The organism is Cupriavidus gilardii, assembly GCF_008801915.1.
Taxonomy (GTDB): Bacteria; Pseudomonadota; Gammaproteobacteria; order Burkholderiales; family Burkholderiaceae; genus Cupriavidus; species Cupriavidus gilardii.
On sequence record NZ_VZOV01000006.1, the window covers coordinates 68,067 to 83,681 of the forward strand.

Annotated in this window: 13 protein-coding genes; 6 read left to right on the forward strand and 7 right to left on the reverse strand. The window is 69.6% G+C overall.

Features of this window, described 5'->3' with window-relative positions:
- Positions 1 to 157 precede the first annotated feature (157 nt).
- On the reverse strand, positions 158 to 943 hold the full coding sequence (locus F7Q96_RS10000; protein ID WP_053822225.1) for an IclR family transcriptional regulator domain-containing protein: 786 nt from the start codon (positions 941 to 943) through the stop codon (positions 158 to 160).
- Between the two features lie 268 nt (positions 944 to 1,211).
- Between F7Q96_RS10000 and F7Q96_RS10005 the strand changes: the two genes are divergently transcribed.
- Together F7Q96_RS10005 and F7Q96_RS10010 are read left to right on the forward strand one after the other, a co-directional pair.
- Complete coding sequence (locus F7Q96_RS10005; RefSeq protein ID WP_053822224.1) at positions 1,212 to 2,900, forward strand: acyl CoA:acetate/3-ketoacid CoA transferase; 1,689 nt, start codon at positions 1,212 to 1,214, stop codon at positions 2,898 to 2,900.
- Positions 2,901 to 3,165: 265 nt separating this feature from the next.
- Entirely contained in the window at positions 3,166 to 4,164 is a 999-nt protein-coding gene (locus tag F7Q96_RS10010) for a Bug family tripartite tricarboxylate transporter substrate binding protein (protein WP_053822223.1), read from the forward strand.
- A 206-nt stretch (positions 4,165 to 4,370) separates the two neighbouring features.
- Here the strand turns inward: F7Q96_RS10010 and F7Q96_RS10015 are convergent, their stop codons facing one another.
- A complete protein-coding gene (locus tag F7Q96_RS10015) occupies positions 4,371 to 5,804 on the reverse strand; it encodes a D-serine ammonia-lyase (protein ID WP_082371514.1) in 1,434 nt (477 codons plus the stop codon).
- 164 nt (positions 5,805 to 5,968) lie between these two features.
- On the opposite strand from F7Q96_RS10015, the gene F7Q96_RS10020 reads away from it, so the two are divergent.
- Both F7Q96_RS10020 and F7Q96_RS10025 read left to right on the forward strand, forming a co-directional pair.
- On the forward strand, positions 5,969 to 6,982 hold the full coding sequence (locus F7Q96_RS10020; RefSeq protein WP_053823155.1) for a LysR substrate-binding domain-containing protein: 1,014 nt from the start codon (positions 5,969 to 5,971) through the stop codon (positions 6,980 to 6,982).
- A gap of 307 nt (positions 6,983 to 7,289) precedes the next feature.
- Positions 7,290 to 8,795: a DEAD/DEAH box helicase gene (locus F7Q96_RS10025; RefSeq protein WP_053822221.1), complete on the forward strand. Its 1,506-nt coding sequence runs from the start codon at positions 7,290 to 7,292 to the stop codon at positions 8,793 to 8,795.
- 96 nt (positions 8,796 to 8,891) lie between these two features.
- Here F7Q96_RS10025 and gluQRS read toward each other — a convergent pair whose 3' ends face one another.
- Both gluQRS and F7Q96_RS10035 read right to left on the reverse strand, forming a co-directional pair.
- On the reverse strand, positions 8,892 to 9,833 hold the full coding sequence (gene gluQRS, locus F7Q96_RS10030) for a tRNA glutamyl-Q(34) synthetase GluQRS (RefSeq protein WP_082371513.1): 942 nt from the start codon (positions 9,831 to 9,833) through the stop codon (positions 8,892 to 8,894).
- Between the two features lie 6 nt (positions 9,834 to 9,839).
- Complete coding sequence (locus tag F7Q96_RS10035) at positions 9,840 to 10,763, reverse strand: LysR family transcriptional regulator (RefSeq protein WP_053822220.1); 924 nt, start codon at positions 10,761 to 10,763, stop codon at positions 9,840 to 9,842.
- 150 nt (positions 10,764 to 10,913) lie between these two features.
- Here F7Q96_RS10035 and F7Q96_RS10040 point away from each other — a divergent pair, with 150 nt between their 5' ends.
- Positions 10,914 to 11,612, forward strand: a complete 699-nt coding sequence (locus F7Q96_RS10040; protein ID WP_053822219.1) for a pirin family protein — start codon at positions 10,914 to 10,916, stop codon at positions 11,610 to 11,612.
- 183 nt (positions 11,613 to 11,795) lie between these two features.
- Positions 11,796 to 12,788, forward strand: a complete 993-nt coding sequence (locus tag F7Q96_RS10045) for a CobD/CbiB family protein (protein ID WP_053823153.1) — start codon at positions 11,796 to 11,798, stop codon at positions 12,786 to 12,788.
- A 93-nt stretch (positions 12,789 to 12,881) separates the two neighbouring features.
- On the opposite strand, the gene F7Q96_RS10050 is transcribed toward F7Q96_RS10045, so the two are convergent.
- The 3 genes from F7Q96_RS10050 to F7Q96_RS10060 all read right to left on the reverse strand — a co-directional run bounded on the left by F7Q96_RS10050 (position 12,882) and on the right by F7Q96_RS10060 (position 15,569).
- The gene (locus F7Q96_RS10050) at positions 12,882 to 13,187 is read right to left on the reverse strand and encodes a putative signal transducing protein (RefSeq protein ID WP_053822218.1); all 306 of its coding nucleotides are present in this window, start codon (positions 13,185 to 13,187) and stop codon (positions 12,882 to 12,884) included.
- Positions 13,188 to 13,338: 151 nt separating this feature from the next.
- A complete protein-coding gene (gene rsgA / locus F7Q96_RS10055) occupies positions 13,339 to 14,325 on the reverse strand; it encodes a ribosome small subunit-dependent GTPase A (protein WP_082371512.1) in 987 nt (328 codons plus the stop codon).
- Positions 14,322 to 15,569 (reverse strand): M48 family metallopeptidase, encoded by a 1,248-nt coding sequence (locus tag F7Q96_RS10060; protein WP_053822217.1) that lies wholly within the window; start codon positions 15,567 to 15,569, stop codon positions 14,322 to 14,324. The genes rsgA and F7Q96_RS10060 overlap by 4 nt, the downstream gene beginning before the upstream one ends.
- Between the last annotated feature and the right edge of the window lie 46 nt (positions 15,570 to 15,615).

A 15,615-nucleotide genomic window follows, 5' to 3' on the forward strand; every position in this document is an offset into this window, starting at 1 on the left:
CCTACAGGCGGGTGATGTGCGCGGGCCAAACCTTGAGCAAGATAGCGGCCGTGGGCTCGAACGCATGTCGGCCCCGCTACCACTGTGCCCCGCAGCTCCCCGGCTTGCGGGGCTTTTTTTGTGTTGAGCCCGAATCCGGCGGGTGGGCGTTGCGCGCTCAGCGCGCGCGCAGCACCGCCTCGATTGCCGCGGCCGCCTCGCGCAGCGGCGACAGATAGCGCTCGACCAGCGTGCCGGCATCGCGGCTGCCGAGCACCATGCTGAAGCCCAGGCCGGCGACCACCTTGCCGGTCTGGTCGTGCAGCGGCACCGAGATGCCGGCGAAGCCGTCGACCAGCTCGCTGACCAGCACGCAATGGCCGTCCTTGCGTACCTGCGCCAGCGTGGCGCGCAGCGCCTCGCGCGAATCGATGGTGAATGGCGTCAGCTTGCGCAGCTCCGCGTGGGCCAGGTAGCGCTCCAGCGCCCCGTCGTCCAGTCCGGCCAGCAGCACGCGGCCCAGCGAATGGGCGTAGGCCGGCATGCGCCGGCCGATCGCCATGTCCACGCGCAGGATCTGGCGCGGCTCCTCGCGGGCGACCAGCACCACGGCGTCGTCGTCGAGCATGCCGACCGAACACGTCTCGCCGCAGCGGCTCGCCAGCGCACGCAGATGCGGCTGGGCCAGCCGCGGCAGGCTCATCGAGGCGAAATAGGCGTAGCCGAGCTCCATCACGCGCGGCGTCAGCGAAAACTGCCGGCCGTTCTGCGCCAGATAGCCGTTGTGGTGCAGGGTCAACAGCAGCCGGCGCGCCGCCGCCCGCGTGACATCGAGCCGATCCGCGACGTCCTGCATCGTCAGGCTCTCGACGCCGCTGGCGAACAGCCGCAGCAGCGCCAGCCCCTTGTTCAGGGAGTCGAGCAACTCATCCTTCTTCTGCGTCGGCGCCTCGGCTTCGGGCATGGCGGGGATCCTGGAGGAGCGTTGAGGTGGCTTGAAGTGACGGGAAATATACGTCAAGCACGAATCGGGGCGATTTTAGTGCCGACTACGGGCTTGCGCGACCCGGCTGGTCGTCCGTATGATACGGCGTTCCGCGAACAAATGTTCGCAAAAGCCACAACGCGACTTTTCCGCCCGATTTTTACGCCGACAAGCGCGCTCCGATGCCGGGCGCCGACGGCGACAGCGGCGCCCGCGGTTGGGGTGTGCCGACGCATCAGGAGACAGCATGAAGGTGATCACCGCGGACCAGGCGGCGGCCCTGGTACAGGACCGATGGACGGTGGCCAGCGCCGGCTTCGTCGGGGCCGGCCATGCCGAGGCGGTGACCGAGGCGCTGGAGCGGCGCTTCCTGCAGAGCGGCCTGCCGCGCGACCTGACGCTGGTCTATTCGGCGGGGCAGGGCGACCGCGGCGCACGCGGCGTCAATCACTTCGGCAATGCGGGCATGACCGCCTCGATCGTCGGCGGCCACTGGCGCTCGGCGACCCGGCTCGCCGACCTGGCGATGGCCGAGCAGTGCGAGGGCTACAACCTGCCGCAGGGCGTGCTGACCCACCTGTACCGCGCGATCGCCGGCGGCAAGCCCGGCGTGATGACGAAGATCGGCCTGCACACCTTTGTCGATCCGCGCAGCGAGCGCGATCCGCGCTACCACGGCGGTGCCGTCAACCGGCGCGCCCGCGAGGCGATCGCCGCGGGACGCGCCAACTGGGTCGAGGCGGTGTCCTTCCGCGGCGACGACTATCTGTTCTATCCGAGCTTCCCGATCCATTGCGCGCTGATCCGTTGTACCGCGTCGGATCCGCGCGGCAACCTGAGCACGCATCGCGAAGCCTTCCACCACGAGCTGCTGGCGATGGCGCAGGCCGCGCACAACTCCGGCGGCATCGTGATCGCGCAGGTCGAGCAGCTGGTCGACCATCACGACAACCTGCAGGCCATCCATGTGCCGGGCATCCTGGTCGACTACGTGGTGGTCAGCGAGGACCCGGCCCATCATCAGATGACGTTCGCCGAGCGCTTCAACCCGGCCTACGTGACGCCGTGGCGCGGCGAGGCGGCGGCGAAGAACGCGGCAAAGGATGCAGCGCCGGCCCGTGTCGACGCCGATGGCGGCGTGGTAACCGATGCCGATCCCGCGCCCGCGGCGCTCGACGCCCGCACCATTGCGCAGCGTCGCGCGGTGCTGGAGCTCGCCAGGCGCCGGCCGCGCGTCGTCAATCTGGGTGTCGGCATGCCGGCGGCGGTCGGCATGCTGGCCGAACAGGCGGGGCTGGACGGCTTCACGCTGACCGTCGAGGCGGGCCCGATCGGCGGCACGCCGGCCGACGGCCTGAGCTTCGGTGCGTCGGCCTATCCCGAGGCGGTGATCGACCAGCCGTCGCAGTTCGATTTCTACGAGGGCGGCGGCATCGATCTGGCGATCCTCGGCCTGGCCGAGCTCGACGGCCATGGCAACGTCAACGTCAGCAAGTTCGGCGAGGGCGCGCAGGCGCTGATCGCCGGCGTCGGCGGCTTCATCAACATCACGCAGAGCGCCAAGGCCGTGGTCTTCATCGGCACGCTGACGGCCGGCGGACTCGAGGTCCGCGCCGAGGGCGGCCAGCTGCAGATCGCGCGCGAGGGCCGCGTCAGGAAGATCGTGCCGGAGGTCTCGCACCTGAGCTTCAACGGGCCGTATGTGGCCTCGCTCGGCGTGCCGGTGCTGTACATCACCGAGCGCGCTGTGTTCGAGATGCGCCCGGATGCCAGCGGAGAGGCGCGGCTGACGCTGATCGAGATCGCACCCGGCGTCGACCTGCAGCGCGATGTGCTGGCGCAGTGCGCGACGCCGATCGCGGTCGCGCCGGATCTGCGTCCGATGGACGCCTGCCTGTTCCGGCCGGGACCGTTTTCGATCGTCGCTGCGGGCTGAGGCGCGTCGACGCGCGCATTGGCTCGAAGACCGATTCGCGGGGCGGAGCATCGACCGCCCTTCCTCCACCACAACGACAAGGCCGGACCACCGGCCAGCTGTACACCCAAGGAGACCAGCCACGCCTTGTTTCGACTGGAAATGACGGGATCGATTTGCGCTCCAGGGGCCCGCGGGCTGCCCTGCGAGTCGCCGAGCGTTACCTGTGTCGCCGGCGCGCCCCAAGCGGGCCGCGCCGATTTCGGATGACGTTTCTCTTGTTGCCATGCAGAACACAAGCCGCCGTACCTTCGCGCGCCGCCTCGGCGCCGCCATGCTGACCGTTTCGCTGCCGCTGTGCGCCACCCAGGCGTTCGCCGACAGCTATCCCTCCAAGCCGATCCGGCTGGTGGTGCCGTTCCCGCCGGGCGGCCCGACCGATACCGCCGCACGCATCATCGGGCAGAAGCTCAGCGATTCGCTGAAGCAGCCGGTCGTCGTCGACAACCGCCCCGGCGCCTCGGGCACCATCGGCGCCGAAACCGTCGCCAAGAGCGCGGCGGACGGCTATACGCTGCTGGTGCTGGCCACGCCCACGCTGATCGCGCCGCACCTGATCAATCGCAAGGGCTACGATCTGTTCAAGGACTTCGCGCCGATCGGCGCAGCCTACGATCTGCCGATCGTGATGGTGGTCAATCCGAACGCGCTGCCCGACGTGACCACGCTGCAGCAGTACATCGCCAAGGCCAAGGCCAAGCCGGGCGAGATGAACTACACCAGCGCCGGCAACGGCAGTTTCGGCCATCTGTCGACCGAGCTGCTGCAGAACCTCGGCGGCTTCGACGTGCAGCACGTGCCGTACAAGGGCAGCGCGCCGGCGATCTCGGATCTGCTCGCCGGCCAGGTGCCGATGATGTTCTCCGACATGATCGCCGCGCTGCCGCATATCAAGGCCGGCAAGCTGCGTCCGATCGCGGTGGGCTCGGCCAAGCGCGTCAGCTTCACGCCCGAGGTCAAGACCGTGGCCGAGCAGGGCTTCCCGGGCTTCGAGGCAACCGCCTGGGGCGGCCTGCTGGCGCCGGCCGGCACGCCGAAGGAGATCATCGCGAAGCTGTCCGCCGAGCTGAAGGCGGCGCTGGCCGATCCGACCGTCCAGCAGAAGATGCTGGGCGCGGGCACCGTGGCGGCCTATATGCCGCCCGAACAGTTGGCCGCGCGGATGCGCGCCGACGACAAGAAGTGGGGCAAGGTCATCCAGGACAACGGCATCAAGGGCGACTGATACGCCCGCGCCCGTCATGGGCGCACCGTGGCTTGCCTGTCTTAGCGGGGTAGGGTGAGGGCCGGCGATCGTATGGTCGCCGGCCCTTGCTCTTTGTGGCGGCCGTCGATGGTTGCAATCGATGGCCGCCGTAAATGTCCGCGCTCGCCGACCGCGCTCGCTGGCTGCGCTCGATGGCCGCAGCCGATCGCGGTCTGCTCGGGTCCTTACTGCCGTGCCGACGAGCCCGCCAGCGCCTCGCCGCGCGCGAGAAAGTGCCGGTATTCCTCCGGGGGAACGAACAGGCCGCCGGTGGTCCAGACCAGATGCGTGGCGGTGCCCATCGCGTCGGCCAAGCCATGGCGGGCCAGATAGGCCTGCCCGGCCTCGGTGCCTGTCAGCATCGCCGGCCCGCTGAAGCCGGCGGCGGCCGAAGGCTCGATCTCGATGCCGGCATCGCGCCTGGCCAGGTACAGGTCGCGGAACAGCCGATCGTCCGCCACGGTGTAGACGCCCGACAGCAGTTCGCGCATCGCCGCCGCGGCCAGCTCGGAGGCGCGCGGCACCGCCAGGCCATCGGCCTCGGTGCGATTGCTGAGCCCGTAGTCGTAGACCGAGGGATTGCCGCCGGCACCGTTGACCTCGGCGCCGATCATCTGCACCAGGAAGCACGGCGACTGGGTCGGCTCGGCGAAGAAGCAGTGCGCGTGCGGACCGTACAGCTGCTTCAGGCCGAAGGCGATGCCGGCCGGGGCGCCGCCGACGCCGCAGGGCAGATAGACGAACAGCGGCCGCTTCGCGTCGGGCGCGATGCCATGCTGGCGCAATTGCGCATCGAGCCGCAGTACCGCGGCGCTGTAGCCCAGCAGCAGCGACAGCGAGCGCTCGTCGTCGACGAAGTGGCAGGCCGGGTCCTGCTGCGCCTGCGCGCGGCCCGCGGCCACCGCCTGCTGGTAGTCGCCCTCGTGCTCGATCACCTCGACGCCGCGCGCGCGCAGCCGGTCCTTCTTCCACGGCTTGGCGTCGGCCGACATGTGCACCACCGCGCGAAAGCCCAGCGCGGACGCCATCACGCCGATGCTCAGGCCCAGATTGCCGGTCGAGCCCACCGCGACCTGGTAGCGCGAAAACACCGCGCGCGCCGCCGGTTCGGCCAGCCGGCGATAGTCGTCGGGGCCGGCATCGTTGGTCACCAGCCCATGTTGCACGGCCAGCCGTTCGGCGAATTCCAGCACCTCGTGGATGCCGCCGCGAGCCTTGATCGACCCCGCCACCGGCAGGCTGTGATCGGCCTTGATCCACAGCGCGCCGCTGCCGGGCGGCAAGCCGACGGATGGTGCCAGCGCGGCGGCCGGCAGCACTGGCGATTCGATGGCGCCGGCGCTGTCCACCAGTTCGGGAAACAGCCGCTGCAGCAGCGGGGCAAAGCGCCCGAAGCGGGCGTGGGCCGCGTGGACATCAGCTAGACTAATATCCTTCGCGCCCGCGCGGACTGCGGCCGGGGTTTGCGGCGCCAGCAGCGGATTGGTCCACAGGCATGGCCGGGCCGCGCCGAGCGCCGCCAGCAGCGTGGCATCGGCGGCGGGCACCGGAGCGCTTGCCGCCGCGGAATGGGTGTTTCCGCGTGGGGAAAATGCGGCGTTCTGGTTGGAGTCGTTCATTTCGGTGGTCGGCGGGGAACGCTACGGGAGGCGCGGTCGGCGTTGTTCTTCGGCGATCGGGCAGGCGGGCCCTCGGCCGGCGGCTTTTCCGCATTGTTCTCCCGGGCACCGATTCCGGCAAACCATTCGTGCTCGGCCACGCATTAGTTTGACTAATGAAAACGATGACAACGACGCTCTCCTCCTCGCTGCTGGCCTGGCTGCGCTGCTTCGAAGCGGCTGCGCGCCACCACAGCTTCACCCGCGCCGCCGAAGAGCTGTGCGTGACACAGGGCGCGGTCAGCCAGCAGGTCAAGCAGCTGGAGCAATGGTTGGGGCGCCCGCTGTTCGTGCGCACGCCGCGCGCGCTGACGCCGACGCCCGAGGGCGAGCGGCTGCGCCTGGTGCTGCGCGAGTCGTTCGAAGCGATCGCGGGTGCGCTGAGCCAGTTGCGCAGGCGCGGCGAGGCCGGGCCGGTCTCGCTGTCGTGCTCGCCGTCGTTCGCGATGCGCTGGCTGACGCCAAGGATGGGCAGCTTCTTTCGCGACCATGCCGATATCGGGCTGCGCGTGCAAGGCGAATTCCAGGCGCTGGACCGCGGCCGGATGCTGCGCGAGGGTATCGACGCCGCGGTGCGCTTCGACCCCGGCGCGTATCGCGACGTGCACGCGCGGCGCTTCCTCGACGAATGGCTGCTGCCGGTGGCGAGCCCCGCCTTCGTCGCCGCCCATCCGGAGCTGCGCTGCCCGGCCGATCTGCGGGGCGAACTGCTGCTGCACGACGCCAGCCCCTGGGACGGTGCCGGCGAGTTCGACGAATGGGGTGCGTGGCTGGAGCAGGCCGGCGTCACGGTGCCGGACCTGACGCATGGCCAGCGCTTCAACCTGTCGCAGCTGGCGATCGGCGCGGCGCTGGCGGGGCAGGGTGTCGCGATGGGAAGGACCGCGCTGGTGCTGGAAGACCTCCAGGCCGGCCGGCTGGTCGACCTGTTCGGCCTGCATCTGCCGAGCCAGGCCGCCTATTACTTCGTTTCGGCGCAGGGGCAGCGGCCCGAGGTGGCCGCGATCGAGGCGTGGCTGGTGACGGAAGGGGCGGCATTCGGCGCGCAACGGGACCAGTGGCGCAAGGCCTCTGGCAAGGCGGCGACACCGGCGACGCGCCCGTCCCGTCCTCCCCGTACGCGACGGCCAGGGCAATGAGTCGTCGCGCCGCGGCGCTACCACAGTGCCGCGCGCCGCACTACCCCGCATCTGCCCGCTGTTGTAGAATCTAAGTCTTTGATTCTGTAGCGCTATTGATCGGCGTGCCCAGATATTGCCGATCTGGTTGCCGATCTCGGCGCGGCAGGGGCCTCGAAGCCGGTGCCGGAATGCGGCGCCAGCCCCCCATCCGCCCGATCAGCCCTTGCCGACCAGGCCAAGTACTGCGCGGCTACCGCCAGTTCCATTGCGTTCGATCGATGCGTGTCCGCTGGCGCCGGGTTCGCCTTCGCCAGACACCGATACCATGACCACCACCACGAACACGAACACCTCTGCCGTACCGACTCCCACCGACATCACCTTCGACAGCTTCGGGCTGGACCCGCGCGTGCTGCGCGCGCTGTCCGAGCAGGGCTATACCAAGCCGACCCCGATCCAGGCGCAGGCAATCCCGGTGGTGCTGCTGGGCAAGGACGTGATGGGCGCCGCGCAGACCGGCACCGGCAAGACCGCGGGCTTCGCGCTGCCGATCATCCAGCGCCTGCTGCCGCTGGCCAACGCGAGCGCCTCGCCGGCGCGGCACCCGGTGCGCGCGCTGATGCTGACGCCGACGCGCGAACTGGCCGATCAGGTCTACGACAACGTGGCCCGCTACGCGCGCCACACCGACCTGCGCAGCACCGTGGTGTTCGGCGGCGTCGACATGAACCCGCAGACCGACGCGCTGCGGCGCGGCGTCGAGATCCTGGTCGCGACCCCGGGCCGCCTGCTCGACCACGTGCAGCAGAAATCGGTCAACCTGTCGCAGGTGCAGATGCTGGTGCTGGACGAGGCCGACCGCATGCTGGACATGGGCTTCCTGCCGGACCTGCAGCGCATCATCAACCTGCTGCCGGCCAAGCGGCAGACGCTGCTGTTCTCGGCAACCTTCTCGCCCGAGATCAAGAAGCTGGCGGCCAGCTATCTGCACCAGCCGGTGACGATCGAAGTGGCGCGCAGCAACTCGGCCAACGAGAACGTGCGCCAGACCGTGTACCAGGTGCAGGACGGCCAGAAGCAGGAGGCCGTGGTGCATCTGCTGAAGCAGCGCGCCGACCAGGGCCTGTCGCGCCAGTGCATCGTCTTCGTCAACAGCAAGATCGGCTGCTCGCGGCTCGCCCGCCATCTGGAGCGCGAGGGCATCAACGCCGCCGCGATCCACGGCGACAAGACCCAGACCGAACGGATGCAGACGCTGGAAGGCTTCAAGCAGGGCACCATCGACGCGCTGGTGGCCACCGACGTCGCCGCGCGCGGCCTGGACATCGCCGACATGCCCTGCGTGATCAACTTCGATCTGCCGTTCAATGCCGAGGACTACGTGCACCGGATCGGCCGTACCGGCCGCGCCGGCGCCACCGGCGATGCGCTGTCGATCTTCGTGCCGGGCGACGAGCGGCTGCTGGCCGATATCGAGAAGATGCTGAAGCGGCAGATTCCGCGCGCACAGCTCGAAGGCTTCGATCCGTCGGCAGCGCGCTTCCGTGCCGCCGACGACGATCGCCGCCGCGGCCGCTCGAACGAGCCGCGCCGCCCGCGCGCCGACAGCGAGGACCGTCCGCGCAAGGCCGACCACGGCAATGCGCGCAATGCCTTCCGGGCCTCGGACGATCCGTTCTTCTCGCGGCCCTATGAACCCAGCCCGAGCGCGTCGTCGGCGTCGTCGACTTCCAGCGAGGCGACGCTCGATCCGCGTCAGGTCGGTCTGGCGCGCGCGCGGCCGAAGCGTCCGGTCGCCGCGCTGCTCGGCGGCGTACCGCGCAAGTCCTGATCGCGCCGCGCCGAGCCGATCCGTCTTTCCCGCCAACGCGGGAAGCCAGCGTCTTCCATTTCGCCGGGTCCCGCCTGCGCGGGGAGGCAAGGCCGCTCAGCTCGCCCCCCACCGCGCCGCCCACTGCGCGGTCGCTTCGGCCAGCCAGCCTGCCACGTCGGCGCGGCCGCTGCGCAAGTCCAGATGCGCGCCGGCGGCGCGCAGCGCGTCCAGCGGCGCCAGCGCGTCGATCGCCTCGGCGCCGGTCTGCTTGCTCAGTTTTTCCCCGATCTCGTTGACCACGACCGGCACATGCAGATAGGCCGGCGTCGGCAATCCCAGCAGCCGCTGCAGATGGATCTGGCGCGGGGTCGAATCCAGCAGGTCGGCGCCGCGCACGATATGCGTGATGCCCTGCAGCCCGTCGTCGACCACCACCGCCAGTTGATACGCCCACAGGCCGTCGGCCCGGCGCAGCACGAAGTCGCCGAGCTCGGTGGCCAGATCCTGGCATTGCCGGCCCTGCCAGCGGTCGTCGAAGCACAGCAGCGCCGCCTCGCCGTCCGGCACGCGCACGCGCCAGGCGCGCGGCAGCTTGCCGTGCAGGCCGCTGCGGCAGGTGCCGGGGTAGGCCAGCGTCTGATGCCGTTCCCGGACATGGCGCAGCGAGTCGGCGATCTCCTTGCGCGAGCAGCCGCAGGGATAGACCAGCCCGGCCGCCTCGAGCCGGTGCAGCGCGTCGGCATACAGGGGCTCGCGCCGGCTCTGCCAGACCGGCGCCTCGTCCGGATGCAGGCCGAGGCGCTCGAGCGTATGCAGGATCTGCCGGTCGGCGTCGCGCACGCAGCGCGGATAGTCGATGTCCTCGATGCGGACCAGCCACTGGCCGCCGTGGGCGCGGGCATCGAGCCAGCTGGCCAGCGCGGTGACCAGCGAGCCAAGATGCAGCGGGCCGGTGGGGGAGGGGGCGAAGCGGCCGCGGTATTGCGGGTTTGACGGCCGACGATGGGTCGGCGGACGATCGGACGGCTGATCGGTCTGCCCGGGTACTGCGCTCATCTCTGGCTACTCCGGCGCGCCCGGTTGTTGCGACAGCAGCGCCTGCGCCAGCCGGGGATTCTGCAGCTTGTCGGTCCACCACTGCAGCGCCTTGCCGCGATTGCTGGTGCGCCAGGCGATCGTGAAGGTGCCGGGCGCGCGCACCTCGACGGTCTCGCGCACCTGCAGCACGCCGCTCTCGATATGCGGCTGCGCCATCGGCGCCGGCAGCCAGCCGCAGCCCAGGCCGCGGATCTGCGCATCCAGCTTGTCGCGCATGGTCGGCACCACCAGCATGTCCTGCCCGGCCAGCACGCCGTGCGTGCGGGCCGGCAGGTTGCGCGAGGTATCGCCGACCGCGACGATGCGGTGGCGGGCGATCTGCGTGCTGGTCAGCGGCCCCGGTTCGCTGGCGAGCGGATGGTGGGAGGCCACGGCGAACACGAACGGCATCGCGCCGAGCGAACGGATCTGGAAGCCCTGGGTGCTGGGCGCATCGTAGGCGCCGCCGATCACCAGGTCGGCGCGGTTGCTGACCAGTGCGTCCCACGAGCCGCCCAGCACCTCCTTGGCGAAGCGCAGCCGCGTGGCGCTGTTTTCCGCGTAGAAGTCCTGGATCACCGGCAACAGCGCGCGGAAATTGATCAGGTCGTCGACGACGATATTGAGGCTGGCCTCCCAGCCGGTGGCCAGCCGCTTGACGCGGCGCGCCAGGTCGTCGGCCGCGTGCAGCAGGTGGCGGCCCTCGTCGAGCAGCGCACGGCCGGCCGGCGTCAGCTCGGCGCGGTGGCGGCGCCGGTCGAACAGCAGCACGTCGAGATCTTCTTCCAGCCGGCGCACCACATAGGTCAGCGCCGACGGCACCTTGCCCATTTCATGCGCGGCGGCCGCGAAGCTGCCCTTGCGTTCGATCGCGTCGAGAACTTCCAGGGATTCGAGAGAGAGTGGCATATTCAGAAATTCTGAATGAGTGCTTGCAAATGGCCCGCCGCAAATATAGCGCAGCCGTCCTAAACTTCCTAGCATCGTTGCAGAACAGACGGTCCATATGCAAGTCCGGCTGGACGAAGCAGCGGACCACTCGCCAGGAAGGACATCAAAATGATTGAAATTCGCAAGTCCGCAGAACGCGGTTACGCCGACCATGGTTGGCTGCAGTCGTATCACAGCTTCTCGTTCGCCGACTACTTCGACCCGCGGCATGTGCAGTTCGGCCCGCTTCGAGTGATCAACGAAGACCGCGTCGCGCCCGGCATGGGCTTCGGCACCCATGGTCACCGCGACATGGAGATCATCAGCTATGTGCTGTCGGGCGAACTGGCGCACAAGGACAGCATCGGCAACGGCAGCGTGATCCGCCCCGGCGACGTGCAGCGGATGAGCGCCGGCACGGGCGTGCGGCACTCGGAGTACAACCACGCCGCGCACGACACCACGCACTTCCTGCAGATCTGGATCGTGCCCGATCGCAACGGCATCGAACCGGGCTACGAGGAGAAGCACTTCGACGCCGCCGACAAGCGCGGCCGGCTGCGCCTTGTCGGCAGCCCCGACGGTGCCGACGGCTCGGTGCGGATCCACCAGGACGTGCGTCTGTTTGCCGGCCTGTTCGACGGCGACGAGGCCGCCACGCTGGCGCTTGCCCCGGGACGGCGCGCCTATGTGCACGTCGCCCGCGGCGCCATCACGGTCAACGGCCAGGCGCTGGAGGCGGGCGACGCGGCCAAGCTCGAGGGCGTCGATGCGGTCAGCCTGGCACAGGGCGACGCCGCCGAGGTGCTGGTGTTCGATCTGCCGTGAGGCGATGCCGTGATGCGCGACGCGCCGTCCCCGAAGCGCGGTGGCGGCGAGTCGTAACGGAAGGAAAGGGCGAGTCAGGCGGCGGAAGCGCTGTGCTATCTTCTCGCTATAGATAAGCGCCCGGGCCAGCACATGGTCCGGGACGGCCCGGCTGCACGCGCCGCCGCCTATTTCCGATCCGAGATGACCTTCGTTTCCGTCCTTCTTGCGCTGATCGCCGAGCAGTTCCGCGCCCTGGGCCGCAACAATCCCATTTACGAAATGGTGCGCGCGCTCGCCGAACGCGCCGAGCGCGCCTTCGACACCGGCCGGCCGCGCGACGCGGCCCTGGCGTGGATGACGGTGGCGCTGCCGCTGACGCTGGCGGCGCTGGCGGTCCACCATCTGCTGGCGACGATCAGCGTGGCGCTGACGCTCGCCTGGAACGTGCTGCTGCTGTACCTGACGCTGGGCTTCCGCCAGTTCAGCCACTACTTCACCGATATCCACGACGCGCTGAACCGCGACGACCCGGCCACCGCCCGTGCCCTGCTGCACGAGTGGACCGGGCTCGATACCGTCGACATGCCGGTCAGCGAGATCGTCCGTCACACGCTCGAGGCGGCCATCGTCGCGGTGCACCGGCATGTGTTCGGCGTGTTCTTCTGGTTCCTGCTGCCGATCGGCCCGGCCGGCGTGGTGCTGTACCGCGTCGCCGAATACCTGTCGCGGCAATGGAATCTGCCGTCGTCCGAGCGCAGCCCGGCGTTCGGCCGCTTTGCCGCGCGCGCCTTCCATCTGATGGACTGGGTGCCGTCGCGGCTCACCGCGATCGGCTTTGCGATCGTCGGCAACTTCGAGGATGCGGTCTACGCCTGGCGCAACCATGCGCGCAAGTGGCGCGACGAGACCAACGGCATCCTGCTGGCCAGCGGCGGCGGCGCGCTCGGCGTGCGGCTCGGCACGCCGCTGCCCGAGGACGACACCAGCGTGGTGCTGGCCACCCCGGGCACCGGCGCCGCGTTCGACTATGTGCCTGGCATGGAGGATGACGGTGCGCCGGAGCCGGCCGCGCCGGAGCTCGGCGCCGATCCCGGCGTACGGGCGCTGCAGTCGGCGGTCGGCCTGGTCTGGCGCGCGGTGGTGCTGTGGATGCTGCTGCTGGCGATGCTGTCGCTGGCCAGCTGGGTCGGCTGAGGTTCGCCCAGGGGTACGGCCAAGCTTGGGGGCAAGTTCCGGCAGGCCGGGAGGGCGGCCGGAACAGCGGCCGGAACAGGTCTCGCCTCCGATTCACGGCCGCGGGCTGCCGCACTGCCAGCAGGCGCCGAACTGCGCCTCGTGCCATTCCCCGCAGCGCGCGCAGTGCCAGCGCGGCCCCGGCGCCGGATTGGCCGCGGCATCGAGCACGGCCCACGCTTCCTCTTCGCGCGCATCGTCGAGCAGCCACACCTGCGGCGCGCTCTCCTGAAACGGAATATCGCCGGTCGCGCCGGCCAGCCACGTATTGCGCAATTGCGCGCGGATGCCCGCGGCCAGCAGCAGATTGCGGCAATGGGCCGCATGCACCAGCGAGGGCGTCGACAGCAGCAGTTTCATCGGCGTCACCGGCAGTGGGGATGCTTCAGACCTTAGCACGGGCGCGCCGACATGGCGCAAGACGTGGGTGTCCGCCCCTCTCCCGCAAGCGGGAGAGGGAGTCCCTCGTCGCTTCAACGAGCTCCGTTGCTGTCCGCCGAACGCGGCACTGCTACCACGGCTTCTGCTGCCGCGACTCGTGCAGCAGCTGCAGATACAGCTGATGCCGCCGCGGCGCGATGCCGCCGGCTTCGACCGACGCCAGCACGCCGCAGCCCGGCTCGTTGATATGGTGGCAGTTGTAGAAGCGGCATTCGGTCAGCCGCGGGCGGAATTCGGGGAAGGCGCGCTCGAGCATGCCTTCGGACAGATGGTGCAGGCCGAACTCCTGGAAGCCGGGCGAATCGATCAGGCTGCCGCCCTGGCCCCAGTCGTCGGGCAGGTGATACAGCCGCGTGAAGGTCGTGGTGTGCTTGCCCGAATCGAGCTTGGCCGAGATCTCGCGCGTCTGCGCCTCGACGCCGGGAATCAGCAGGTTCAGCAGCGACGACTTGCCCATGCCGGACTGCCCGATCAGGATCGTCGCGCGCCCCGCGGTCAGCGGACGCAGCTGCGCCAGCGCGTCGTCGGGATTGCCGTGCACCGACAGCTCGACGGTGCGATAGCCCAGCTGCCGGTACAGCGTCAGCCGGCGCCGGGCCTCCTCCAGCCGTTCGGTCAGATCGGTCTTGTTCAGCAGGATCAGCGGCGCGATCTCCAGCGCCTCGGCGGACACCAGCGCGCGGCCGAGCAGGTCCTCGGAGAAGCTCGGTTCGGTCGCCAGCACGATCGCGACCTGGTCGATATTGGCGGCCAGCAGCTTGGACTTGAACTGGTCGGAGCGGTGCAGCAGGTTGCGGCGCGGCTCGACCTCGACGATCACGCACTGGTCGGCCGCGGCGCGCTCCACGCGCACGCGGTCGCCGACCGCGCATTCGCTCTTCTTGCCGCGCGGAAACGCATGCATGCGCGTGCGCTCGCCATCGTCGAGCTCGATCACATAGTGGCGGCCGTGCGCGGCCACGATCAGCGCGGATTCGCGCGCGGCGGCGTTGGGCACGGCGCCGCCGGCGGGTCGGCGCTGGGCGTCGCCGCCGCGTAGTCGGGCGGGGCGGCTCATGCGTGCGCCAGCAGACGGTCGATGCGCTGCGCCGCGGGCGGGTGCGAGTAGTAGAAGGCGCTGTAGAGCGGATCTGGCGTCAGCGTCGAGGCGTTGTCCTTGTACAGCTTGACCAGCGCCGAGACCAGATGGCCCGCATCGGCATGCTCGGCGGCAAATGCATCGGCCTCGAACTCGTGCCGGCGCGAGGTCAGGCTCGACAGCGGTCCCAGCAGGAACGTGAATACCGGCAGCGTCAGGAAGAACAGCACCAGCGCCAGCGCGTGGCTGTCGGACATCAGGTTCGGCAGCACGCCCAGGCCGGTGTAGAACCACGCCTGCGTCGACAGCCAGCCGAGCAGCGCCAGGAAGGCCAGGCTCAGCGCGAACGTCACGACGATGCGCTTGACGATATGGCGCCGCTTGAAGTGGCCGAGCTCGTGCGCGAGCACGGCCTCGATCTCGTCGGCGTTCAGCCGCGACAGCAGCGTGTCGAAGAAGACGATGCGCTTGGCCGCGCCGAATCCGGTGAAATAGGCGTTGCCGTGCGCGCTGCGGCGCGAGCCGTCCATCACGAACAGGCCCTTGCTGGCGAAGCCGCAGCGGCGCATCAGCGCTTCGATGCGCTGCTTCAGCGTCTCGTCGGTCAGCGGCTCGAACTTGTTGAACAGCGGCGCGATCCAGGTCGGGAAGATCACCAGCAGCACCAGGTTGAAGCCCATCCAGACCACCCAGGTCCACAGCCACCACCATGCGCCGGTCCGGTCCATCAGCCACAGCACCGCCAGCAGCAGCGGCAGGCCCAGCACCGCGGCGACCACCAGCATCTTGATGGTGTCGACCAGCCACAGCCGCCACGTCATCCGGTTGAAGCCGAAGCGCTGCTCGATGCCGAACTGCGCGTACAGCGTGAAGGGCAGCTCGGCCAGCCCGCCGATCAGCGCGACGCTGGCGATCAGCGCGACGCCATAGGCATAGCCCGGGCCGAAGGTGCCATACCAGAACTGATTCAGCCAGTGCAGGCCGCCGAGCAGCGTGAAGCCGATCAGCACGGCGGCGCCGGCCAGTACCTCGAGCATCGACAGCCGCGTGCGCGCGATCGTGTAGTCGGCGGCCTTGCGGTGCGCGGCCAGCGAGATCGTGTCGGCGAAGCGGGGCGGCACGGTGTCGCGATGCAGGCCGACATGGCGAACCTGGCGCGCGGCCAGCCACAGTTTGGTGAGCACCATCACCACCAGGGCGACGAGAAAAAGCAGCGTGAACATCGGGTCCTTGCCTTGTGGGGCGGTCTAGTGCCTTCGATATGCGAGA

Bases quoted from the DNA above. Each gene is read 5' to 3' on its own strand.
- F7Q96_RS10000 (WP_053822225.1), bottom strand. From the start codon at position 943: ATGCCCGAAGCCGAGGCGCCGACGCAGAAGAAGGATGAGTTGCTCGAC.
- F7Q96_RS10005 (WP_053822224.1), top strand. From the start codon at position 1,212: ATGAAGGTGATCACCGCGGACCAGGCGGCGGCCCTGGTACAGGACCGA.
- F7Q96_RS10010 (WP_053822223.1), top strand. From the start codon at position 3,166: ATGCAGAACACAAGCCGCCGTACCTTCGCGCGCCGCCTCGGCGCCGCC.
- F7Q96_RS10015 (WP_082371514.1), bottom strand. From the start codon at position 5,804: ATGAACGACTCCAACCAGAACGCCGCATTTTCCCCACGCGGAAACACC.
- F7Q96_RS10020 (WP_053823155.1), top strand. From the start codon at position 5,969: ATGACAACGACGCTCTCCTCCTCGCTGCTGGCCTGGCTGCGCTGCTTC.
- F7Q96_RS10025 (WP_053822221.1), top strand. From the start codon at position 7,290: ATGACCACCACCACGAACACGAACACCTCTGCCGTACCGACTCCCACC.
- gluQRS (WP_082371513.1), bottom strand. From the start codon at position 9,833: ATGAGCGCAGTACCCGGGCAGACCGATCAGCCGTCCGATCGTCCGCCG.
- F7Q96_RS10035 (WP_053822220.1), bottom strand. From the start codon at position 10,763: ATGCCACTCTCTCTCGAATCCCTGGAAGTTCTCGACGCGATCGAACGC.
- F7Q96_RS10040 (WP_053822219.1), top strand. From the start codon at position 10,914: ATGATTGAAATTCGCAAGTCCGCAGAACGCGGTTACGCCGACCATGGT.
- F7Q96_RS10045 (WP_053823153.1), top strand. From the start codon at position 11,796: ATGACCTTCGTTTCCGTCCTTCTTGCGCTGATCGCCGAGCAGTTCCGC.
- F7Q96_RS10050 (WP_053822218.1), bottom strand. From the start codon at position 13,187: ATGAAACTGCTGCTGTCGACGCCCTCGCTGGTGCATGCGGCCCATTGC.
- rsgA (WP_082371512.1), bottom strand. From the start codon at position 14,325: ATGAGCCGCCCCGCCCGACTACGCGGCGGCGACGCCCAGCGCCGACCC.
- F7Q96_RS10060 (WP_053822217.1), bottom strand. From the start codon at position 15,569: ATGTTCACGCTGCTTTTTCTCGTCGCCCTGGTGGTGATGGTGCTCACC.